The 24,893-nt window shown below is 36.9% G+C and carries 14 protein-coding genes and 7 pseudogenes; 16 read left to right on the forward strand and 5 right to left on the reverse strand.

The window, feature by feature from the left end:
* Positions 1-298: 298 nt before the first annotated feature.
* Both AC01GB_RS11105 and AC01GB_RS11110 read right to left on the reverse strand, forming a co-directional pair.
* Positions 299-3,418, reverse strand: coding sequence for an efflux RND transporter permease subunit (locus tag AC01GB_RS11105; protein WP_474451851.1), 3,120 nt, complete (start codon positions 3,416-3,418; stop codon positions 299-301).
* Between the two features lie 42 nt (positions 3,419-3,460).
* Positions 3,461-4,625 (reverse strand): annotated as a pseudogene (locus AC01GB_RS11110) (efflux RND transporter periplasmic adaptor subunit).
* A 136-nt stretch (positions 4,626-4,761) separates the two neighbouring features.
* Between AC01GB_RS11110 and acrR the strand changes: the two are divergent.
* The 3 genes and pseudogenes from acrR to mscK all read left to right on the forward strand — a co-directional run bounded on the left by acrR (position 4,762) and on the right by mscK (position 9,304).
* Positions 4,762-5,393: pseudogene (gene acrR / locus AC01GB_RS11115) on the forward strand (multidrug efflux transporter transcriptional repressor AcrR).
* 31 nt (positions 5,394-5,424) lie between these two features.
* A pseudogene (locus AC01GB_RS11120) lies at positions 5,425-5,786 on the forward strand (DsrE/DsrF/TusD sulfur relay family protein).
* An 89-nt stretch (positions 5,787-5,875) separates the two neighbouring features.
* Positions 5,876-9,304, forward strand: coding sequence for a mechanosensitive channel MscK (gene mscK, locus AC01GB_RS11125; RefSeq protein WP_474451852.1), 3,429 nt, complete (start codon positions 5,876-5,878; stop codon positions 9,302-9,304).
* An 85-nt stretch (positions 9,305-9,389) separates the two neighbouring features.
* Here mscK and AC01GB_RS11130 read toward each other — a convergent pair.
* Positions 9,390-9,494 (reverse strand): annotated as a pseudogene (locus AC01GB_RS11130) (DUF2496 domain-containing protein); the annotation flags it as partial.
* A gap of 22 nt (positions 9,495-9,516) precedes the next feature.
* Entirely contained in the window at positions 9,517-10,065 is a 549-nt protein-coding gene (priC, locus tag AC01GB_RS11135) for a primosomal replication protein PriC (RefSeq protein WP_474451853.1), read from the reverse strand.
* 142 nt (positions 10,066-10,207) lie between these two features.
* Here priC and apt point away from each other — a divergent pair, with 142 nt between their 5' ends.
* From apt to AC01GB_RS11195, 12 genes and pseudogenes are all read left to right on the forward strand, one after another.
* Positions 10,208-10,759, forward strand: a complete 552-nt coding sequence (apt, locus tag AC01GB_RS11140) for an adenine phosphoribosyltransferase (protein ID WP_310511907.1) — start codon at positions 10,208-10,210, stop codon at positions 10,757-10,759.
* 83 nt (positions 10,760-10,842) lie between these two features.
* Positions 10,843-12,822, forward strand: a complete 1,980-nt coding sequence (gene dnaX / locus AC01GB_RS11145; RefSeq protein ID WP_474451854.1) for a DNA polymerase III subunit gamma/tau — start codon at positions 10,843-10,845, stop codon at positions 12,820-12,822.
* A gap of 75 nt (positions 12,823-12,897) precedes the next feature.
* Positions 12,898-13,227 (forward strand): YbaB/EbfC family nucleoid-associated protein, encoded by a 330-nt coding sequence (locus tag AC01GB_RS11150; protein WP_474451855.1) that lies wholly within the window; start codon positions 12,898-12,900, stop codon positions 13,225-13,227.
* A complete protein-coding gene (gene recR, locus AC01GB_RS11155) occupies positions 13,227-13,832 on the forward strand; it encodes a recombination mediator RecR (protein ID WP_474451856.1) in 606 nt (201 codons plus the stop codon). Before AC01GB_RS11150 ends, recR begins: the two co-directional genes overlap by 1 nt.
* A gap of 199 nt (positions 13,833-14,031) precedes the next feature.
* Positions 14,032-15,901, forward strand: a pseudogene (gene htpG, locus AC01GB_RS11160) (molecular chaperone HtpG).
* 186 nt (positions 15,902-16,087) lie between these two features.
* A complete protein-coding gene (gene adk / locus AC01GB_RS11165; protein ID WP_474451857.1) occupies positions 16,088-16,732 on the forward strand; it encodes an adenylate kinase in 645 nt (214 codons plus the stop codon).
* A 136-nt stretch (positions 16,733-16,868) separates the two neighbouring features.
* Entirely contained in the window at positions 16,869-17,837 is a 969-nt protein-coding gene (hemH, locus tag AC01GB_RS11170) for a ferrochelatase (protein ID WP_474451858.1), read from the forward strand.
* A 482-nt stretch (positions 17,838-18,319) separates the two neighbouring features.
* The gene (locus tag AC01GB_RS11175; RefSeq protein WP_474451859.1) at positions 18,320-18,493 is read left to right on the forward strand and encodes a hypothetical protein; all 174 of its coding nucleotides are present in this window, start codon (positions 18,320-18,322) and stop codon (positions 18,491-18,493) included.
* A 102-nt stretch (positions 18,494-18,595) separates the two neighbouring features.
* Positions 18,596-18,847 (forward strand): hypothetical protein, encoded by a 252-nt coding sequence (locus tag AC01GB_RS11180; RefSeq protein WP_474451860.1) that lies wholly within the window; start codon positions 18,596-18,598, stop codon positions 18,845-18,847.
* Between the two features lie 50 nt (positions 18,848-18,897).
* Complete coding sequence (locus AC01GB_RS11185) at positions 18,898-19,437, forward strand: hypothetical protein (RefSeq protein WP_474451861.1); 540 nt, start codon at positions 18,898-18,900, stop codon at positions 19,435-19,437.
* A gap of 97 nt (positions 19,438-19,534) precedes the next feature.
* Complete coding sequence (locus AC01GB_RS11190) at positions 19,535-19,744, forward strand: hypothetical protein (RefSeq protein WP_474451862.1); 210 nt, start codon at positions 19,535-19,537, stop codon at positions 19,742-19,744.
* A 48-nt stretch (positions 19,745-19,792) separates the two neighbouring features.
* Positions 19,793-20,803 (forward strand): annotated as a pseudogene (locus AC01GB_RS11195) (inosine/guanosine kinase).
* Positions 20,804-20,854: 51 nt separating this feature from the next.
* On the opposite strand, the gene ybaL reads toward AC01GB_RS11195, so the two are convergent.
* The gene (gene ybaL, locus AC01GB_RS11200) at positions 20,855-22,603 is read right to left on the reverse strand and encodes a YbaL family putative K(+) efflux transporter (protein ID WP_474451863.1); all 1,749 of its coding nucleotides are present in this window, start codon (positions 22,601-22,603) and stop codon (positions 20,855-20,857) included.
* A 625-nt stretch (positions 22,604-23,228) separates the two neighbouring features.
* Here ybaL and ushA point away from each other — a divergent pair.
* Positions 23,229-24,890, forward strand: a pseudogene (gene ushA / locus AC01GB_RS11205) (bifunctional UDP-sugar hydrolase/5'-nucleotidase UshA).
* The last annotated feature ends 3 nt before the right edge of the window (positions 24,891-24,893 follow it).

A 24,893-nucleotide genomic window follows, 5' to 3' on the forward strand; every position in this document is an offset into this window, starting at 1 on the left:
AAAGTAAAGCAAACAACCTACTGGATATTAATATAGCACTATTATCACATAAGTCACTATCTCTGTATAAAGTTTTTTGTTATATGATGTTAATCAAGGAACTAATCTAGAGTAAAATATCAAATATATACAAAAAGTTACAGTATTACTGTGTTATTTTACTATTATTTATTTTTTATTAAAAAATAAGTTCTAGTCATATATTTAGAGTTATTTTTCATTTATTAAAAAACATGTTTACTTAAAAGGCCAGAATATCTGGCCTTTTAATGGAAATATTACTAATAATCTAACTAAGCTAATATTTATTTGTGAAACGTCTACGTATAACGACAAAAAATACTGGAACGAAATAGATTGTTAATGTGGTTGCTGCAATCATTCCTCCAAGTACACCGGTACCTACAGAGTTTTGCGCGCCTGAACCTGCACCGTTACTAATAACGAGCGGTAAAACGCCAAGCATGAATGCTAATGATGTCATTAAAATAGGCCGTAAACGCATTCTGGCAGCATCTATTGTCGCTTCAATCAATCCTTTTCCTTCTTTTCCCATTAAGCCTTTAGCAAACCCAACAATTAAAATGGCATTTTTGACAGATAGACCAATAGTTGTTAATAAACCTACCTTACAGTAAACGTCATTTTCTAATCCCCGAATTGAAGTGAAGAGTAATGCCCCAATAACTCCTAATGGTACAACTAGCATAACAGAAAAAGGAATTGACCAACTTTCATATAAAGCGGCTAAACAGAGAAAGACGACAATAAGAGAAATTACATATAAAGCAGGTGCTTGATTGCCAGAAAGACGTTCTTGGTAAGACATACCGGTCCATTCATAACCAATACCTTCAGGTAATTTTTTAGTAAGTTGCTCCATTAATAGCATTGCATCACCGGTACTTTTCCCTGGTGCCGCAGAACCTTGGATTTCCATTGCAGGTAAACCATTATAGCGTTCCAGACGTGGTGAACCATATAGCCATGGATCTTTGCTATGATCAATCAATGCAGAAAAAGGTACCATTTTTCCTTGATTATTGCGGACATAAAGTTTTTCAATATCAGCGGGTAACATCCGGAATGGGGCATTGGCTTGTACATAAACTTTTTTAACGCGTTCACGATCAATAAAGTCATTTACATAGATGCCGCCAAACATGGTGCTTAACGTTGCGTTAATATCATTGATAGAAACACCTAATGCTTCCGCTTTCTGTTGATCAATATAAAAACGATATTGAGAAGTATCATCTTGCCCGTTAGGACGGACATTTTGCAATATATCAGGATGTTGAGCGATAAGCCCTAGTAGTTGATTACGAGCAGCCATTAATTTCTCATGGCCTAAATTACCCTGATCAACAAGTTCATAATCAAAACCACTGGCAGTACCTAGTTCAGGTATAGCAGGGATATTGAAAGAGAAGATGATAGCTTCTTGTATTTTTGAAAAGGCAAGATTGGCACGATTAATAATTTGAGAAACATGGCTTTCAGCACTATGACGTTCTTTCCAATCTTGTAGTACGACGAAAGCAAGCCCCATGTTTTGTCCCTGTCCTGCGAAGCCAAAGCCACTTACGGTAAAGACAGATTTAACATTCGCTTTTTCTTTGGTGCGATAATATTGGTCAATATCATGAAGCACTGCGACTGTTTGTTCCTGGGTTGAACCAGGTGGTAGCTGAACCATAGTCAAAAGTACCCCTTGATCTTCCTCGGGAAGAAATGAAGAGGGCAACTTTAGGAACAAAAATGCCATACCGGCAACTAATATAACATAAATAACCGGGTAACGGCCCGTGCCTCTAAGCATATGGCCAATACTATTGGTATAGTGATGCGCTCTTTTTTCAAATGTACGGTTAAACCAACCGAAAAAGCCAGTCTGTTTACCATGAGTACCTTTAGGGATAGGTTTTAATATTGTGGCGCACAGGGCGGGAGTTAGGATCAACGCGACCAGAACGGAGAGCACCATTGAAGCGACAATAGTAATCGAGAATTGACGATAGATTGCGCCCGTTGAGCCACCAAAAAAAGCCATAGGGATAAATACCGCCGATAATACTAAGGCTATACCGACAAGTGTCCCTTGAATTTGCCCCATCGACTTTTTGGTAGCTTCTTTAGGTGATAATCCTTCTTCTTGCATTACACGTTCGACGTTTTCTACTACCACAATCGCATCATCGACTAAGAGTCCGATAGCGAGCACCATTGCGAACATGGTAAGCGTGTTAATTGAATAACCCATCGCAGACAAAATAGCGAATGTACCAAGCAAAACAACAGGAACTGCGATCGTTGGGATCAAAGTTGCACGGAAGTTTTGCAGGAATAAGTACATAACAACGACGACTAGCATGATAGCCTCGATCAGCGTTTTCACTACTTCGTTAATTGAAATTTTTACAAACGGCGTGGTGTCATAAGGGTAAACAATCTCTAATCCGTTAGGGAAAAACGGCTCCATTTCAGCGAGCGTAGCACGTACGGCTTTTGCGGTATCTAAGGCATTGGCACCGGTAGCCAATTTGATACCAATACCGGCTGACGGCGTGCCATTATATTTTGCTTTGATGCTATAGTTTTCCGCACCTAACTCAACGACGGCAACGTCTTTTAAACGAACCTGAGAACCATCCGGATTAACTCGTAACAGGATATTGGCAAATTGTTCGGCATTATTTAGCCGCGTTTGAGCAATAATCGAAACATTCAGTCGTTGGCCTGCGATCGGTGGTGTGCCACCTAGCTGACCGGCAGCAACTTGGTGGTTTTGAATTTTTATGGCATTGATAACATCCTGAGTGGCCATATTGTATTTAACAAGTTTATCTGGATCTAACCAGATCCGCATAGCGTACTGAGTGCCAAACAGCTGGGTTTTACCGACCCCTTTTACTCGACTGATAGGATCTTTAATGTGAAAGTTAACATAATCAGCGATATCCTCTTGATTCATAAAGCCATCTTTAGAAATAAAAGCGACTACCATCAAGAAAGAACCGGTAGATTTATTAACATGGGTGCCTTGCTGCTGTACTTCTTGGGGCAGTAATGGCATGGCCAATTGTAATTTATTTTGTACCTGTACTTGTGCAATATCGGGATCTGTTCTAGCTTCAAAGGTAAGTGTCAGAGTCATGTTACCCATTGCATCACTGGTTGACGACATATAAAGCAGATTATCAATCCCATTCATATTCTGTTCGATAACCTGAGTAACGCTATTTTGTACAGTGGTGGCGTCAGCTCCAGGATAGGTTGCTGAAACCGATATAGCAGGTGGTGCAATGGTTGGATATTGCGCCACCGGTAATTTGATAATTGCCAATAGACCAACAAGCATGGTAATAATTGCTATTACCCACGCGAATATTGGCCGTTCTATAAAAAACTGAGGCATTAATTATCGACTCCCTTAATTTAAGACTTTTGCGTAGAAAATTTATTTTTTGGTTGTATTTGGAGTTAATGATGTCTCTTTAGCTACCACTTTCATACCAGGCTTGACTTTTTGTAGCCCAATAACAATGACACGCTCTCCAGCTTTTAGTCCTTTAGCTATTAGCCATTGATTACCAATTGCTTGCGCAGTAATTACCTTACGGGTTTCGACTTCATCATTGGTATTAACAATCATCACTTGGGCTTCACCACGAGGTGTCCGACTTACACCTTGCTGTGGCACTAAGATCGCATTTTTTTTCACGCCTTCTTTTAAAACAGCACGAACAAACATACCAGGCAGTAATTGTTTTTCTGGATTTGGGAAAACAGCCCTCATTGTGATAGAACCCGTACTTTCATCAACGGTTACATCGGAAAATTGAAGAACACCTTTTTGTGCATAAACTTCACCATTATTCATTTTTAAACTAACAGGTGCTTGCTGTGATTCTTTAGATAAATTGCCGTTAGCAATCTCATTTTTTAAACGCAGATAATCGTCACTGGATTGGGTAACATCAACATAGACAGGGTCTAACTGTTGAATGGTTGTTAGCGCAGTAGTTTGCCCGGTCGTGACTAATGCACCTTCTGTGACGCTGGATTTACCGGAACGGCCTGAAATAGGCGCTGCTACTTTGGTATAATCAAGATTGATACGCGCGGTTTCAACTGCCGCCTCAGCAGCCTTAAGAGAAGCTAATGCCTGAGCATAATTAGCGTTTGCAGTATCATACTTTTGTTTACTGATGTAATTTGTTCCTAATAGAGGCTTATAACGGCTTACAGTTAAACGAGTAATTTCTGCGTTGGCTTTTGCTTTTGCTAAATTAGCTTTTGCGCTGTCATAATTTGCTTTATAGGTTGCAGGATCTATTTGATATAAAGAAGCTCCAGCTTCAACATCACTACCTTCTTTATAATTTCTTTTTAATATAATACCCTCTACTTGAGGTCTTACCTCGGCAATACGAAAAGCGTTAGTACGGCCAGGCAGTTCAGTTGTAACTGTCAATGGCTTTACTTCCAATGTTACGACACCAACTTTCAGGTGTTGGAGGTGCAATATTACCTTGCTGGGCATTATCGCCACATGCAGTCAAGAGCAAACAGCTTGAGAGTAGTAATATTACCAGAGGTAAGACCCCTCTGTTTTTTTGCATAAATAAACCTCAATATTCAGATATCAATTTCAAATCAGAAACCTAGTGAATTATTATGTTATAAGCCTCCTATTCTATTGCACAAACATACATGAATGTTTGTAAATTTACTTTAATAAGAAGAAAGTAAGTTAAAATGGCACGAAAAACTAAGCAACAAGCGAAAATAATTCGCCAAGAAATAATTGATGCAGCAATTAGAACATTTTCTAAGTATGGTGTTTCATCTACCTCATTGTCTAATATAGCAGAGGTTGCAGGTGTAACTCGTGGTGCTATTTATTGGCATTTTAAAAATAAAGTCGATCTTTTCTCTGAAGCTTGTAAATTTATTGATGAACAAATAACTGAAACTCAGAAAAAGTATCAGTTAAAATACCCCAATGGTCCACTTTTTGTATTGAGAAAATTATTATATTATATTTTATTTACTTTTTTGACGATACTAAAAACAGGGAGCTAACTGAGATTTATTTCATAAATGTGAATTGATAGGTGAAATGGCACAGTTTTCTGAATTACGGCGTGAAATTTATATGATTAACCATAAACGACTAGTCACTCTGTTAAGCGCCTTAGTGGAAAAAACAGTTGCCTGTCAATATCGAAGCCCAGTGCGCAGCAATTATGATACGTGCAGCGATTACTGGCCTGTTTGAAAATTGGTTATGTGTACCAGATAGTTTTAGTATCAAAGAAAATGCGATTCGTTATGTGGATACGATGATTGATATGATGAAATACAGTCCATCAATAAGAAACAATTGAAATGTTTTATTACATAATTACGGAGAATTCGATGTCAGAAAAAAAACTATTTTTGATTATTGCTAATGGTGCCGCTTATGGTGATGAAAATCTTTTTAATGCGCTACGTTTGGCGATTGCATTTAAGGAACAGGCAGCGACAACTGCAATGAAAATTTTTTAATGTCTGATGAGGTTGTTGCAGGTCTTGATAATCAAAAGCCAGTTGATGGTTATAATTTAAAACAGATGTTAGAAATCTTGCTTGAGCAGCAAGTGGAAATAAAATTATGTAAGACTTGTACTGATGCGCGAGGTATCACTGAATTACCGTTAATTAAAGGGATTAGCAGCGCCACTTTGGTTGATTTAGTTCAGTGGACATTAGCATCCAATAAAGTTTTAACTTTTTAGATATAATAATATTTGAGACAAGGAAAGAAATCTCAAGGAGAGATTTTTAACTGTTTTCTTATTTTTAATCTAACTTAGTGGATACTACTATGTTTTCATTTAGTCGAAGGTTGCAAAGCAGAACATATTGCCAGTGGTTAGTTTCTTTCTTGTCCTTATCTTGTGGTTTATTCTTTCTTTTTAATGCAACGTTAATTGAGAGTGCTACCTTAACCAATTTAACTTCAAGACAAAATATTCAAAACCAATTAAATGCCTTAAGTAATCGTAGCAATTTAACTGCGTATGAAACGCTAGCTTTATCTGACTACAAAAAAGCCATCCAATTTTATGATGAATTAGCTGGATTAGAAAAACAAGCTGAATTAATGCAAAAAAGAGTGATGCAAGCACCAAGAGAAGCGCGATATGCACTTGATAATTTAGCTAGAATTAAACGTGAGCAACAACAAAGTGAGCAGACTAAAATTGAATATCAGCATTTATCGTTATCGCAACTAGAGAGCCAGTTAAAAAATAAATTAGAAATATTACAAAACCAGCAGGAAAATCTGGCCAATATTAATAACAACTTAGTTGCATTACAAACCCAGCCAGAGCGAGCAATGAATATAATGCTAGAAAATGCTCGGCGGCTACAAGATATTCGTTACCAATTAAATAATGATTTTTCTTCCAATGACGATATTCGGCCTTCTTTGCAAGTATTATTACAAGTGAAACAATTATACCTGCAGCAGCAAAATAAATTTCAACAACACGCATTACAAGCTAATACTCAATTACAGGATGTGCTACAGAAGCAACGTGATTATACAGCAACTTATCTTGAGTTAATTCAAAGTGATATACAATATATTCAGGCTACTATTAATAGTAAACGCTTAAATTATTCTGAGGAAACCGCTAAAGAAGCTCAACGCTCAACAATAAATAGTCAGGAAGTGGAAGAATATCCGGTAATTAAACATGAAAAAGCGATTAATAAAGCACTGAGTGAACGTTTGATCTCAGTAACTCAAGATAGTAACCAATTAGTACAAAAAGGAATAAGGATTAAATCTTGGCTAGAAAGAGCCATACAAGTAGAGAGTAATTTAAAAGAGCAAATTACTGTTTTACGAGGAAGTCTATTACTTTCACGCATCCTTTTTCAAAAACAGATTAATTTGCCACTGAATATACTGACAAAAAATCTGCCCACCTTAATTGCCGATTTACGGCTGGAACAGTTTGATATTAACCAAGAGCGTGATCAGTTATATCAGTCTTCTAATTATATTAATAAGTTGGCCGATACAATAAATGACTCAATGGTAGATAAGACTAAGACCATGCCACTTTCGAAGGAAATCTGGCGGGCTTTGGAGTCACTGATTGATATACGCCGTGACCTTTTAGATCAGTTAAATATTCAACTGGGTAATCAGATTTCTCAGGCGATTAATTTACAGTTAGATCAACAACAATTACTGGGTGTCATTGATTCTTTAGAACAGACATTAGCTCAGCAAATTTTTTGGGTGAATAGTAATAAACCGATTGATCTGACATGGCTAACTTCTTTTCCTGATGCGGCGAAAGCTGAAATCACTACTTTTAATTTTAAATTACCATTAGTTAGCATAGTCAAAGGCTTAATTCACTCTTCTGTTGTCACGATTCCTCTTTTGTTGGCTTGTCTGTTCTTTTTTTGGATGAATCGCAAGTTTAAACAGCGTTTAAAAGAAATCAATGAGGAAGTTAGAGTCTTCAAAAAAGATAGTCAATTACATACCCCTGTAGCGTTAATTTTAACCCTAATGATGACGTTTCCTGGTGCTTTTATTGTACTCGTTGTCGGTTACTGGTTTTTAAAAACAGGTAATCCTCATGGTGATTTTGTTTGGAGTTTTGCCCTGCAATTGGCTTTATTTTGGGTTTTATTTAGCTGGGGTATTAATATTCTTAAGCCTGATGGTATTGCAGAAAATCATTTTTTAATTGCTAAAAAAGAGAATACCTGGTTACGCCAACATTTGATAAATTTGATGCAGCCGTTGATTGTGTTGATTTATTGGTCAAGTTATGGCGTCATGTATCCTTTGCGGTTGGCGGATGATGTCATTGGACAATTGATTGTTCTAATATTCCTGTTTTTAGTTTTTCTATTTACTTTGCCGTTTTGCCGTCGGATCTGGCAACTAAAAGGTGGGCATTTAATTCGCACGATTGTTATTATCATACTGGCTTTTTCTCCATTAGTGCTAATTGGTTTAATGATGGTCGGTTATTATTACACTACTCTTCGGCTTTCAAGTCGTTGGATTGATAGTCTCTATTTATTACTCCTTTGGTATATTATTTACCATAGTTGTATTCGTGGATTATCGATTGCAGCGCGCAAGCTTGCTTATAAAAGGACGTTAGAGCGTCGTCATAATATGACGCGAGAAGAACAAGAAAATGAACCGATCACCGAACCACCAATGTCAATTGAATTGATTAGTCAACAATCTCTACGTTTAACCACTATGGTATTGTTTTTGATCTTTATCGTCGCTTTTTATTGGATTTGGTCAGATTTCACTACTATTTTCTCATTTTTAGATGGTATTCAACTTTGGCATACGAATGTACAAAATGAGGCTGGTCATACTTTACAAGCAGTTACCCTCGCTGATTTAATTTTGGCCATTATTATTTTTATTGTCGCTTTAGTGATGACACGAAATCTACCAGGTTTGTTAGAGGTTTTAGTATTGTCCCGGCTTAAGCTGCGGCAGGGATCAAGCTATGCGATCACCACGATGCTGACCTATATTATCATCGGTATTGGTACAATTATTGTATTAGCAATGTTAGGTGTTACCTGGAATAAGTTACAGTGGCTAGCGGCAGCATTAACATTTGGTTTAGGTTTTGGTCTACAAGAAATTTTTGCCAACTTTGTTTCCGGTATTATTATTCTGTTTGAACGGCCGGTCAGAATTGGTGATACCGTTACGATTGGTAATTTTTCAGGCACAGTGAGTAAAATTCGTATTCGAGCAACCAACATAACTGATTTTGATCGCAAAGAAGTCATTATTCCCAACAAAGCATTTGTGACTGAACGTTTAATAAATTGGTCGTTAACAGATACTATTACCCGTATTATTATCAAGCTAGGCGTTGCTTATGGTTCTGATCTTGATAAAGTGAAGGCGATTTTATTACAGGCAGCGCAAAGTAATAATAAGATCATGTCAGATCCTACGCCATTAGTATTTTTTACTGATTTTGGCGACAGTACTCTTAATCATGAATTACGTTTTTATGTTCGCCAGATAGCGGATAGAAGCACAACCTTGGACGAAGTGAATCGACTGATTGATCGCTTATGTCGAGAACAAAATATCAATATTGCTTTTAATCAGTTAGAAGTTCACCTTCATAATAGCAAAGGTGATTCTGTGCAAGAAGTTGAGCGTACGCTAGGTGGCGAAAAGCGTTCGAAACAGCAGGATAAAAATAATCGAGATAATTTTGCGGAATAATCATTGAATTATTTTTATCAACGCTTTTTAGTTGCATTGGCAAGTAATAAAATGGCTTCTTTATTCTCATAATCTTTTTTACAATATCAAGTGCTTTGAGTGCGATAGTGGGTTCTATTTGATTAATTTCTAGAATATAAATAAAATCAATGGCAACTTGGATTTCTATTGGAGCATTCTCTGAATTCATTAAATATCACCTATATTATTTTTTATTCAATACTTTGAGTTTCATAGCGTTCAATTGCCCTTTCTATGCGTGAAAGAGCCTGACGGCATCTCACTAATCTTCCAGTTAATGCAGCTATTTCTTGTTGCAGCTTCGGGCAAGCAACGTATGACTGCTGTTTATCTAATTTTTGCTCTCGATCATTTATCATTGCGATTAGGCGGCGTTCATAATCTTGATGTTGAACTAAACGTTCGTAAAGATCTATGGTTTTTTCTTTTTGGCTATGTTGACTTTCTTGTTCTCTTAAAGTTTGGGTTGCAGATTCTCGCGTTATAGCACTAATTTGGGCAATGATTTTTTCTGTCAAAAAAGTAACTTGTTCTGAACGTGACGTAATAACCGAATGTTTTAATTGATTAAAATGTTGCTTAATTTCAAATAAACATTCGCTTAATTGATGGCTTTTTCGATGAAATAATTTTTGATCAAAACGTAATGTTATAAAAGAACAGTGTGCAATTGGTTTTATTTTTTCTGCCAATGCATCAATTTGCTCTTCAAGCGCGTTTAGCAACTTTTGTGTTTTCATATGTTAAGCCATAATAATAAAATATGTGATTGCGATTTGACTTCTTACAGTAAAAACGCGCATATTGGTAAGCTAGTTATTGCATTTTTATAATAGTTTTCATAGATTGTAGCGTTTGATTATTTTATCCATGATGATAATTATGATGGTTAATGAAAAAAAAATACAATTTATAAAAGATAGTATTGAAACAATTCCTGATTATCCAATACCAGGTGTATTGTTTCGTGATATTACAACCTTATTGGATAATCCGGACGCTTATCAGGCCACAATTGATCTACTCGTTGAGCATTATAAAAATAAAGGTATTACTAAAATTGTTGGCACTGAAGCGAGAGGATTTCTATTTGGGGCGCCGCTTGCTTTGCGTTTAGGTGTAGGATTTGTACCAGTGCGTAAAGAAGGAAAATTACCGCGTGCCACATTACGACAAAATTATGAGCTAGAATATGGTACCGATGCACTAGAGATCCATAAAGATAGTATTTCAGCCAAAGACAATGTTTTAGTTGTTGATGATTTACTCGCTACAGGTGGAACGATTGAAGCGACAGTACGCTTGATCCGGCAGCTTGGTGGTAAAGTTAATGAAGCGGCATTTATTATCTGTTTGCCTGACTTGGGTGGTATCGAACGTTTAAAAAAGCAAGGGGTCAATTGTTTTAATTTGGTTGAATTCCCAGGGAGTTAATGCGCAAAATTTTCTAGAAAATGTGCTGACTAGCGAACAGCGATAGGTTGGCGAATCTATATACTTAACGTCTAATAGGAATCATGAGCTACCAGGTACTTGCCCGTAAATGGCGCCCACAAACATTTACCGATGTTGTTGGGCAACAACATGTTTTGATCGCGCTGGCAAATGGTTTGCATCAGCAGCGGCTCCATCATGCCTACTTATTTTCTGGTACACGTGGAGTTGGAAAAACGACCATTGCGCGGCTGTTTGCGAAAGGGCTTAACTGTGAGGTAGGGATAAGTCAAAACCCTTGTGGTAAATGTGCTAACTGCCTAGAGATAGCGGATGGGCGATTTGTTGATTTGATTGAAATTGATGCCGCTTCGCGTACTAAAGTTGAGGATACCCGCGAGCTACTAGATAATGTCCAGTATGCACCGGCACGCGGTCGATTTAAAGTGTACTTAATCGACGAAGTTCATATGCTATCTCGTCATAGCTTTAATGCTTTACTCAAGACGCTGGAAGAACCACCAGAACATGTGAAATTTCTATTAGCAACGACAGATCCACAGAAATTACCGATAACGGTTTTATCACGTTGCCTTCAATTTCATTTAAGATCACTTGATATTGACCAAATAAGCAGTCAACTTGAACGTATTTTAGCGGCTGAGCAAATATCGAGTGATAAACGTGCCCGCCAATTAATCGCTAGAGCTGCCGAAGGTAGTTTACGTGATGCATTAAGTTTAACCGATCAAGCTATTGCTATGGGGCAAGGGCAAGTATCGGCAGATTCAGTTAGCCAAATGCTAGGCATATTAGATGATGAACAGCCGCTAGCGATCATTGAAGCGATTGTGCATGCTGATGGTCCAAAAATGATGGCTTTAGTAGAAGATATTGCTTTGCGAGGCGGTGACTGGGAAAGCGTATTGATTGAAATGTTGTCATTAATTCATCGTATTGCGATGATCCAGCTTTTATCTATGGAGATGCAAGATACTGCATCACCCATAGACGAGCGTCTATGTTTACTTGCGCGCTTGATTAAGCCAACGGATTTACAGCTCTATTATCAAACCTTGTTAGTCGGACGTAAAGAGCTTCCCTATGCGCCAGAAAGGCGAATGGGAGTTGAGATGACATTGTTACGTGCATTAGCATTTCATCCTAAGTCTGTTAATGATATTGAAATTCCATTGGTGTCATCACCAAGTCTCTCTGAAACAACTACTATAGCCAATGATATTGATAATCATGTCGATATTTCTGTTAACTTAAAAGATAAAAAAAAAATCATCAATAAAGCAACAAGCTCATCGGATGAAAAATTAATTAGTACGCCTACATTGCAATTATTGCAAGCAAAAGCATCGCTAAATAAAGCGCAAGAGAAAACGCCGTTAAAAAAGTCTGAAACAGCATCACCAAAGACAAAAACGCCACTAGCGATGTCGGCTTTAGAAAGGTTAGCTACCCTTTCGGCACAGCATCAGCTCTCTGTTTTAAATCAGCCTAAAACAGCTAATAAAAATGAAAAAAATAAAAAGGGTAAATCTTATCAATGGCGCCCGCAAAATGTTTCTGAACAAAAAGTAGAGCGAGTAACCACGCCTGGCAATATTAAACAAGCATTGGAATATGAAAGGACGCCGGAACTTGCCAATAAAATTGCGCTTGAAGCTCGAGAACGTGACCACTGGTCGGCAGAAATTTGTCAGTTAAAAATGCCAAAATTGATAGAACAACTTGCGTTAAATGCTTATAAGGAAGCGTTAAATGAAACGGAAATTTGTTTACATTTACGCTCAACGCAACGGCATTTGAATACTGAACCGGCGCATAAAACATTAACAAAAGCCTTGAGTGAGTTATATGGTAAGCCGATAAAACTGGTTATCATTGAAGATGATAATTCAGCCGTCAAGACACCTTTGGAATGGCGGCAGGTAATTTATGAAGAGAAGCTAGCACAGGCCCGTCAATCTATTATAGTGGATAAAACGATTCAGACTTTGCGCACGCTGTTTGATGCGCAGTTAGATGAAGAAAGCATTCGGCCGGTGTAGCCGAATGCATACCTTTAAGTATAATGTTGCAATGTTAAAATCTATTTTTGTAACAGATCAGAAAGAGAGAATATTATGTTTGGTAAAGGTGGGCTGGGTAACCTGATGAAACAGGCTCAGCAAATGCAAGAAAAGATGCAAAAAGTTCAAGAAGAGATTGCTAACATGGAGGTTACCGGCGAATCGGGTGCAGGTCTTGTTAAAGTAACCATTAATGGCGCGCATAATTGTCGTCGGATTGAAATTGATCCTAGTTTAATGGCAGATGACAAAGATATGTTAGAGGATCTTATTGCTGCTGCATTTAATGATGCTGCGCGTTGTATAGAAGAAGCCCAAAAAGAAAAAATGACCAATGTATCTAATGGCATGCAATTACCTCCAGGCTTTAAGATGCCATTTTGATGCAAACGAGCCCCCTTCTTGAATCTTTAATGGAAGCGCTACGCTGTTTACCTGGTGTAGGACCAAAATCAGCACAACGTATGGCTTTCCATCTTCTGCAACGCAATCGTAGTGGTGGCATGGAGTTGGCTCAGTCATTGACACGTGCAATGTCGGAAATTGGCCATTGTCAGGGTTGTCGAACATTTACTGAAAAAGATCACTGTTCTATTTGTACTAATCCGAGACGTCAACAAACTGGCCAAATATGTGTAGTTGAAAGTCCGGCTGATATTTATGCAATTGAACAAACAGGGCAGTTTGCTGGGCGTTATTTTGTTTTAATGGGGCATTTGTCGCCATTAGATGGTGTTGGACCTAAGGATATCGGCCTGGAAAGCTTAGCCGATAAACTCGCGATTGAGACGGTATCAGAAGTGATCCTGGCGACCAATCCAACAATTGAAGGGGAAGCAACCGCTAATTATATTGCTGGCATATGTGTTCAATATGGGGTGATGGCCAGTCGTATTGCTCATGGCATTCCTGTTGGCGGTGAGCTTGAAATGGTTGACGGAACCACGCTATTACATTCAATTATTGGCCGTCAGAAAATTAATTATTGATAGTATAAGCGTAATATAAAATAAACATATGCAGAGGTTAAAGACTCTGCTTATTTTTTTGTGAAAAAGTTAATCATATCGGCTATCAAGCACGCTTTTCACGACCGTGAACTTGAAATTTTCAAGTTATATCCCCATCTGAGTTTCATAACCATTCAACCTAATAAAATTATTCTAAAATTGAGGCTATTTAATGAGTATGAAAGGACAAGAAACTCTTGGATTTCAATCAGAAGTAAAACAGTTATTGCAATTGATGATCCATTCTCTTTATTCCAATAAAGAAATCTTTCTACGCGAGCTGATTTCAAACGCATCTGATGCAGTGGATAAATTACGTTTTAAAGCACTATCACAATCTGATCTTTATGAAAATGACGGTGATTTAAGAGTTAGAATTGCTATTGATAAAGACAAAAAAACCTTAACAATTAGTGATAACGGCATTGGCATGGCGCGCGAAGATGTTATTGATAATTTAGGGACGATTGCTAAATCTGGTACCAAGGCTTTTTTACAGTCTTTAGGCAACGAACAAGCGAAAGATAGCCCATTAATCGGTCAGTTTGGTGTTGGTTTCTATTCAGCTTTTATTGTTGCAGATAAAGTGACAGTGCGTACTCGGGCAGCGGGCGTGGCCGCCGATAAAGGGGTTTTCTGGCAATCTCAGGGTGAGGGTGAATATACTGTTGCTGATATTGAAAAAGCAGAGCGTGGTACTGAAATTACCTTACATTTACGTGAAGACCAAACGGAATTCTTAGATAACTGGCGTTTACGTTCAGTGATCAGCGAATATTCAGATCATATTGCTCTGCCAGTGGAAATTGAAGCTAAGAACGAAGAAGATGATACTGTTATTTGGGAAAAAATTAATAAAGCCCAGGCGCTATGGACACGTAACAAAAACGATATTATGGCTGAAGAATATAAAGAATTTTATAAGCATGTTTCCCATGATTATGCGGATCCTTTAATATGGAGTCATAATCGGGTAGAGGGTAAACAAGAATATATCAGCCTACTTTATATACCGACTAAAGCGCCTTTTGATTTATGGAATCGTGATAATAAACATGGTTTAAAGCTTTATGTTCATCGTGTTTTTATTATGGATGAAGCAGAGCAATTTATGCCAAATTACTTACGTTTTGTCCGTGGGTTAGTTGACTCCAATGACTTACCATTAAATGTTTCGCGCGAAATTTTACAAGATAGTGATATTACCCGTAGTTTGCGCAATGCATTAACCAAACGTGCATTGCAAATGTTGGAAAAATTAGCCAAAAGTGAACCTGAACAGTATCAACAATTCTGGCAGGAATTTGGACTAGTGCTGAAAGAGGGGCCTGCGGAAGATACAACTAATAAAGAAGCGATTACTAAATTATTACGTTTTGCATCAACGCAAAATGAGAGTAATTTACAGAATGTTTCTTTAGAAGATTATGTTAGTCGTATGATTGAAGGGCAGGAAAAGATTCTATTACATTACTGCAGATAGTTATGCCGCTGCGAAAAATAGCCCGCATTTAGAACTATTCCGCAAAAAAGGGATTGAAGTTTTATTATTATCTGATCGGATTGATGAGTGGATGATGAACTATTTGCCAGAGTTTGAAGGCAAATCCTTTCAATCTGTTAGTAAGACAGATGAGTCACTAGAAAAACTGGCTGATGAAGATAAGAAAGAGCAAAAAGAGACAGATAAAAAACTGGAGCCTTTCGTTGAGCGGGTAAAAAAATTATTAGGCGAGCGGGTGAAGGAAGTGAAGTTAACACACCGTTTAACAGACACGCCGGCAATCGTGACGACCGATGCGAATGATATGAGTACTCAGATGGCAAAACTTTTTGCTGCAGTGGGTCAATCAGCGGCGGAAGTAAAATATAATTTTGAACTTAATCCTGAGCATCCATTAATTAAAAAAGTGACAGAGCTAGCTGATGATGGCTTATTTTCTGAGTGGATAGAGGTATTATTAGATCAGGCGTTGTTTGTTGAACAAGGTAGCCTAGAAGATCCTAATCAATTTATTCGCCGTATGAATAAGTTGCTTTTGGGCTAAAATTTATTTAATAAACCAAGTTGTTCAGAAAACCACGTTTTAGTTATTTTAAGACATGGTTTGTTTTTTTAACGAAAATAATTTGATTATTCAATGGTTATCTGTTTTCTTGAGTTATAGGTATGCCTAATGATAAGGTAACTTTTTTTTCAAATTATAAAAATGAAATAGCAAGGGGTTTACGCAATGCGTATTATTTTGCTCGGCGCGCCAGGCGCAGGTAAGGGGACTCAGGCACAATTCATCATGGAAAAGTATGGTATTCCACAAATTTCTACCGGTGATATGCTACGTGCTGCCGTAAAGGCGGGTTCAGAGTTGGGTCTACAAGCGAAAGAATTAATGGATAATGGTAAGCTTGTTACTGATGAATTAGTTATTGCTTTAGTTAAACAGCGTATAGCTCAGGATGATTGCCGAAACGGTTTCTTACTAGATGGATTTCCTCGCACTATCCCACAAGCAGACGCAATGAAAAATGCGGGTATTGCGGTGGATTATGTGTTGGAGTTTGATGTACCAGATGAAATTATTGTTGAACGCATTGTTGGTCGTCGAGTTCATACGCCTTCGGAGCGTATTTATCATATTAAATTTAACCCACCGAAAATAGCAAACAGAGATGATATTACCGGTGAAGAATTAAGTATTCGCAAAGATGATCAAGAAGAAACGGTCCGCAAGCGATTAGTGGAATATCATCAGTTAACTGAGCCTTTAATTGCTTATTATCGTCAAGAAGCTGCTGCTGGTCATACTAAGTACTTTAAATTGGATGGTACCCGTAAGGTTACTGAAGTCAGTGAAGAGCTGGCTAACATTTTAGGTTAGTTGTTAGTTGATAAAATAGGCATCCAATTTGGGTGCCTACTTTTTTATTTATGGCTAATTAGTGGAAATAAAAATATTTAATAAGTTATGATAAAGTTATAAATAATTAGCGATAAATAAAATGGAGCCAAGTGGCATGAGCATTAAGAAGTATGGTGTTTTATTAGTTAATTTAGGGACGCCTGATGCACCAACGCCTACAGCAGTGAAACGTTTTTTGGCAGAATTTCTTAGTGATGTAAGAGTTATTGATATTTCGAGGATAATTTGGACGCCGCTATTACATTTGGTTATTTTACCAATACGCTCGTCAAGAGTAGCTAAATTATATCGGTCAATTTGGACCGAAGCTGGTTCCCCATTGCTAAATTATAGTTTGCAACAGCAGGCTGCGCTGGCAAAACAGCTGCCCGATATTCCTGTGGAATTAGGTATGAGTTATGGTTCGCCTGCTATTGCCGAAGCAATTGATAAACTATTAATTCAGCAGGTTGAAAATATTATTGTATTACCGCTTTATCCACAATATTCTTGTTCAACCACAGCGGCAGTTTTTGATGCGATTAGCCGAGCGTTAAAAAAATATCGAACGATACCCGGGCTTAACTTTATTCGTAGTTATGCTGCTCACCCTTCTTATATTGATGCATTAAAAAGGTCGGTGGAGTTAAGTTTTGAACGCTATGGTAAACCAGATCGATTATTGCTTTCTTATCATGGTATTCCTAAACGGTACGCAGAAACAGGTGATATTTATCCGCAGGAATGCGACCTGACAACCCGTTTACTCAGTAAATTAATTAATTTCCCTGCTGATAAAATCATCATGACTTATCAGTCACGCTTTGGCCGTGAGCCTTGGCTTACACCTTATACAGACATTACCTTAAAAAGGTTGGCAAAGCATGGAATAAAACATGTTCAGCTGTTGTGCCCAGGTTTTTCGGTGGACTGTTTGGAAACTCTAGAAGAGATTGCTGAGCAGAATAAGAAATTATTTTATGCTGCTGGTGGCGAAAAATATCATTATATACCTGCGCTTAATGCCTCTGAGAGTCATATTATGTTAATGGCTGAATTAGTCAGAGATTTAGCCATTATTTAAATGGAAATCTAGCTAAAATTAAAAGTTATTTTAGTTATTGTAATGCTATTACATATTTAAATTTATCGATATAACTAATTGTTTTAAATAATTAATTTTAATTAATGCTTATAAAAATCTATATTTAAGTCAGTAATATTAATTATTTATTGTATAAAATATTAAATAATTTTTATGATATTTAGTATATTTTAAGTAATTTTTTATTATTTACTTTATATTATTATAATAATTAGTATTTTGTTAAATTTTATTTAATTATTTTAGTGTGCTAATTAGTTGAAAATATAGTGATTGCAAAAATAAAAACATCATTGATAAATATGAGTTGTTTGTTTTATTAAAGTTGGCAATATAGAATATTATGGCTAAAATTTTCTAGATTAAAGATAATTATTTAGTTATTCAACTCTGTATAAGATAGAAATATATAAACATTTATAATTAATTATTAACAATATAACTGTTAGAAGCTATAAACTATGACAAATAGACCATTATTAGGGGCAACTACAGAACTCGACCCCTCTTTTTATTCTGCGGATACGAAACAAGATGATGAAATTGATTTATTTGAACTTTTTTCTATTCTTTATCAATCTAAATTGTTGATTGCGATTTTTGTTGCCGTATTGTCCGCAGCCGCTTTTTGTTGATCGTTATTTTTACCACAAAAATGGGCAAGCAAAGCCATGATTGTTCAACCTACCGCTCAAGAAACGTTTAAGCTGAATTAGTTCCTTAGTCAATTAAGAGTCATGGATGTTGAAACAAATATCGATGTTGAGCAAGTTTATGCAAAATTTCTTGATACTTATCGTTCTCAGTTGTTACAGGAAAATTTTCTGAAAAGTAGCGACTATTTTCAGCAGTTAGTTAAATCAACAGAGTCACAATCCTTAGAGAGAGAACAGCAGATTTTACGTGATATGATAAATAATATTACTGTTGGTAGAGTCATTTTTAGTAAACATGCAAATAATAATGTAGATGAGATTACGCAGCCATAGAAGCAAGCGTAGAATTTTCTGCGGCAACTGCTCAAGATGCCCAGAATTTATTGTCTGGTTATCTGCGTTATGTTGGTTCTAGTGTACGGCAGGGAATTAAAGCCGAGTTAAATGAAAAAATAGTACAACAAATTGTTTATGCTAAAGGTAAATATGCTATTAAGTTGACGGCATTAAAAAATGCTAATCGGGTCGCGGCTCAGCGGCTGAAGAATTCGTTAACAATGGCTCAATCTGTTGGAGTTAAAAAACCGGTTTCAACTACTCATAACTTTATTCAAGATGATTTAGATTACCCTATTGCATTAGGTTCAGAAGCTTTAGCTAAAAAGTTAGCTATGATTGAACAGGATAATGATCAGCTACCATTAGATCCTGAACTTTTAAATAGCCAACAATTACAGACGTTAAACACTAAAGATATTTGGTTCCAGCCGGTGAAATATATACAAAAGCCAACTTTACCGCTTGCTAAACAGGCACCCAAGCAAATGTATATGGTTGTATTAGCTGGACTAGCCGGTTTAATTTTGGGTTGTGTTTATGTTTTATTACGTCATATGATAAATAGCCGAAAGCAACAAGTCTGATGAAATAATTTTATATAAGCGGCAGGTAATTTTCCTGCTGCTCAATGATGTTAGTTATGTTAGACTCGCTCCTTTCGTTATTACTAATCTACCTATTATGAAATTCCCTGGTCAACGTAAGTCCAAGCACTATTTTCCTGTTAGTCTCCGAGATCCCTTATTATCCAATCAAGAGTTAATCAATAGTGACAGTGATCATGCATATATAGTTGGTATAGATCAAACTTTGGTTGATATTGAAGCAAAAGTTGATGATGATTTTATTCAGCGTTATCAACTTAGTCAGGGGTACTCACTCGTTATTTAAGAGACTACTGCTGAAGCCCTTTATCGTGAGTTAACGGAGCGCAATCTTATTAGTCATGAATTTGCTGGTGGCACGATAGGGAATACTTTACATAATTACTCGTTATTAGCTGATGATAGATCTGTGCTATTGGTACGATGTGTAATAACATTCAAATTGGTAGCTATGCCTATCGTTATTTATGCCATACTTCGAGCCGGATGGATTTAAATTATTTACAGGGTGTTGATGGTCCGATTGGTCGCTGTTTTACCTTAATTACGGAAAATGGTGAACGAACATTAGCAAGTAGTCCAAGGTTAATGAACCAATTGCGTCCTGATAGTATTCCAGAGCAAATTATTGCAGAGACATTAGCACTGGTTATTACTGCTTATCTTGTCCGCTGCCAACCTGGTGAACCGATGCCTGCCGCAACAATGTAAGCAATAGAATATGCTAAAAAACATAATGCGCCGGTGGTACTGACATTGGGCACTAAATTTGTTATTGCCGATGGATCCCTCCTTTTGGCAAGATTTTCTCGCTAAATATGTTTCTGTTGTGGCAAAGATCCCTTATTAGCTGCCGATAAAGTGCTTGATTGGGTTGATCTGGTGCTTTGTACCGCCGGTGCTGATGGACTCTACATGGCTGGTTATACCGAATCAACCTATAAAAGAGAAACACAGCATCCTCTATTGTCTGGCGCAATTGAGCAATTTAATCGTTATGAATTTAGCCGGGCGATGAGGAAAAAAGAGTGTCAGTTTCCTTTTAGGATCTATTCACATATTGAGCCTTATATGGGTGGGCCAGAAAAAATCATGAATATCAATGGAGTTGGTGATGGCGCACTGTCTGCTTTATTACACGATATTACCGCCAATCGTTTTCATCGTTTAAATATACCTAATTCAACAAAACATTTTTTGCCCTACCTGACATATTCTTCCTTAGCACAGGTGTAAATATGCTAATAGAGTAAGTTATCAGGCACTTATTCAACATTCACCACGTTTAACGCGAAGTTTGCCTGAAAAAGAAGATAGTTTAGAGGAATCTTACTGGGAAAGGTAATTAAATAAAATCAGGAGAAAGCCAATATTTCCCCTGATTTATTTTTATCGGCTAGTTAGAAGCATCAGGTTTTAAGTATTTATCTAAATCTTTAGTGCCTGATAATAAATTATCGTCATTATTATTAATGGTACAGCCTACTGTTTTCTTTTTAGACAGGAAATGTGCCATGGTTTTGGCTATTTCATGTTCACCAACAACGATGTGATTTGGGCCACGTTCACGAATATATCTAACTTCATCATCATAGTGGGCACGAACAATAATAGTGATATTAGGGTTTAATGACCTAGCCTTTTCAATAATTTGTCCAGCTTCATAACCATTTGGAACGGTGACTAATAGTGTTTGGGCACAATCTATGCGAGCCAGCTTCATTAGTGCTTTATTTACGGCATTGCCAATTAGTGAACGGAAGCCATTTTTAGCTAATTCTTCAAATCGGGCGCGTGTATTTTCGATAACGACAATCGGGATATCTTTTTGGCGTAATTTTTCAGCCAGAATAGTACCAACACGACCATAACCAACAATAATTGCATGACCGCAAATATCGACAGGAATTTGTGCGACTTCTTCCTGCGTTTCATTTAATAATTCTTCCTCTGTTGTTTCGGTTTTTTTCAGATAACGGTCAAGTAAGCTAAATAGTAATGGATTAATCATAATAGATACGATAGCACCAGCTAAAACCAAGTTTGGCGCTTGACTATCAAATACATTGAGAGTTATTCCCATTCCGGCCAGGATGAAAGAGAATTCACCGATTTGTGCCAGGCTTATTGCGATAGTTAAGGCGGTTCGGCGGCTATGACAAAATAGTCTCACTAACAGTAATGCGGTGAGTGATTTACCAATAGTAATAATTGCTAAAACCGCCAATACCGCGAGTGGATGTTCTATTAATATGATAGGGTCTAGAAGCATACCAACCGATACAAAAAACAGAACTGCAAATGCATCTCGCAAAGGTAGTGTATCTTGTGCAGCTCGATGACTTAATTCAGATTCATTTAGGATCATACCGGCGAAAAATGCGCCAAGGGCAAAAGAAGCATTAAATAGAGTTACCGCGGCATAGGCAATACCGAGTGCTAGAACTAAAACAGCTAGTGTGAATAATTCACGAGAACCGGTTGCCGCAGTACGGGCTAGTATCCATGGAATAAGTTGGCGACCGATGAAAAGGGTAATGATGATAAAAATAGCCACTTTACCAACGGTAATGGTTAATTTAATGGCGAGCTCACTAAAACTGGTATTATTACTATCGAGAATACCGGCAATTGCTGGCAGCAATACCAGGGTCAAGACCATGACTAAATCTTCGACAATCAGCCAGCTAATGGCAATTCGGCCTCGTTTACTATCGATCAGTTGACGTTCTTCTAATGCTCTTAATAGCACTACAGTACTGGCTGTTGAGAGACAAAGACCAAAAACGATACCAGCAAATATACCCCAACCAAATAGCATGGCTAACCCAAGACCTAATAAGGTGGCAGTAATTATTTGAGCGATAGCACCAGGAATAGCAATCGATTTTACGGCTAAAAGATCTTTTAAGGAAAAATGTAAGCCAACACCAAACATCAATAATATAACACCAATTTCGGCGAGTTCACTGGCTAAATTTGTATTTGCAACAAAACCTGGCGTAAATGGACCAATAAGAACACCGGCCAATAAATAGCCGACTAACGGTGATATTCTTAGCCGTTGTGCAATTATACCAAATAGATAGGCAAAAGCTAAATCACCAACAATTGCTGTGATGAGGGATGATGCTGAATGATCCATTAAATCTCTTCTTTTTGGGATGACAAAATACGTCATGTAGAATTCAAACTTATTTTATCTGCTATAGACTAAAAAATTACGTTATAAAAAATAAAAATGCCAAGTAAATAACCATATTAACTATTATAACTATAATGTATTATATTATAAACTATATTCTTTTTTTATTCTTATTTGGTAATGATGTGGTCAAAAAATGATAATAATAAAAAATCCAGGTTGAATTAATTAATTAATTAATTAATTAATTAATTAATTCAATACACTTTCTGTGTAATATAATTTTAACTGCTGAAACGATGTCAATTGTCTCCAAAGGTTAATGCAAAGGATATTTATCAATCATCTCAGCAATAGAATCATTAGGTTGATACTTTTACATTTTGGATATAATTAGTAAAATGATGTATCAAATAACAAGTATAGTAGTTATTTATGCTCGTAAAATAAAAAAATTTGCAAAAATCAAAATGAATTGATTGATTATTTTTTCAGTGAATTAACTGAACTAAAATAATCATTATCCACTATTCCTTTAGCAATAGAGACTTATTTTTACAGGATATAAAATAAATTATTTGATGAAATACAGAGGGTATAAATTTTTAATGGTGTGGAGATAGATATGCGATTGTCGCTTAAGACTTCCCAGGGTGGGATAATGTTATTTTTATGGTTGTTATTAAGTCCAACCGCAATTGCATGGCAAAAAGATAAAACTTACTCTATCACAATATTACATACCAATGATCATCATGGTCATTTTTGGCATAACAAAAACGGAGAATATGGGTTAGCAGCGCAAAAAACATTAGTTGCAGAAATTCGCCATGAAGTTGCAAAAAAAAGGGGGAATTGTTTTACTGCTTTCCGGTGGATATATTAACACAGGTGTGCCTGAATCCGATTTGCAAGATGCTAAACCAGATATTAAAGGCATGAATATGATTGGTTATGACGCAATGGCAATTGGTAATCATGAGTTTGATAAACCTTTGGCGATCTTACGCAAACAACAATGGGCAACTTTTCCTTTTTTGTCAGCCAATATTTATCAAACTAGTACTGGCCAGAGATTATTCAAACCCTATCTTATTTTTAATAAACAGGGCATTAAAATTGCCGTTATTGGTTTAACTACCGACGGTAGTGTTAAGTTAGGTAACCCAGGGATATTTTCCGATATAGAATTCCGTTCCCCTATCAATGAAGCAAAAACGGTGATCCAATCTTTACGTGCTAATGAAAAGCCCGATATCGTTATTGCAGCGACGCATATGGGACATTATAACAATGGTGAACATGGTTCTAATGCTCCTGGTGATGTTGAAATGGTGCGTAGTTTAACGACTGGATATTTGGATATGATAGTGGGCGGTCATTCTCAAGATCCTGTTTGTATGTCCGTCAGCAGGACAAATTACAAACAAGTTGATTATGTGCCTGGTACATTATGTATCCCAGATCGCCAAAATGGAACTTGGATTGTGCAAGCTCATGAATGGGGAAAATATGTTGGGCGGGCTGATTTTGAATTTAAAAATGGCAAATTTATTTTAATCCGTTATCGACTTATTCCTATTAATTTAAAAAAGAAACGGTTTAATGAAGATGGTTCGACAGAGTTAACTCTTTATACACGAGAAATTCCGCCCGATGTTGATATGGTAAAATTACTTTCTCCGTTTCAGACAAAAGGCCGTCAACAATTAGATATGAAATTAGGTTTCGTTGATGGTCGATTACAAGGTTCCCGCAACAAAATACGTTTTGAGTAAACTAATTTGGCACGTCTGATTTTAGTGTCCCAAGTGGAACGTGTAAATGCCGACTTTGCCATTATGAGCAGTGGCATGATCCGTAATTCTATTGAACGAGGTGAGATCAGTTATCGACAAGTATTTAAGGTTTTACCTTTTGCTAATCATGTAGCCTATGTTGATTTTAATGGTCAGGAAGTGAAAAATTATTTGGCAGCCGTTGTAGTATGACGCCAGGGTCGGGGGCTTATGCCCAATTCTATAATATTAGTTTAATTCGTCATAAAGATGGCACGATTACAGATATTAAAATAGCCGGTCAGCCACTAGATATTAAAAAGCATTATCGGATGGCAACACTAGATTTTATTGCTTTTGGTGGTGATGGTTACCCGAAAATCAGCCATCATCCAAATTATGTCAATTCAGGATTGGTGGACACTGTGGTATTAAAGCATTTTATTGAAAAACATGCGTCGTTAAAAGTTAATGATTATGCGCCCGGTAGAGAAATTATTAATCATTGATTA

The sequence above is a fragment of the Candidatus Arsenophonus phytopathogenicus genome (assembly GCF_056113345.1).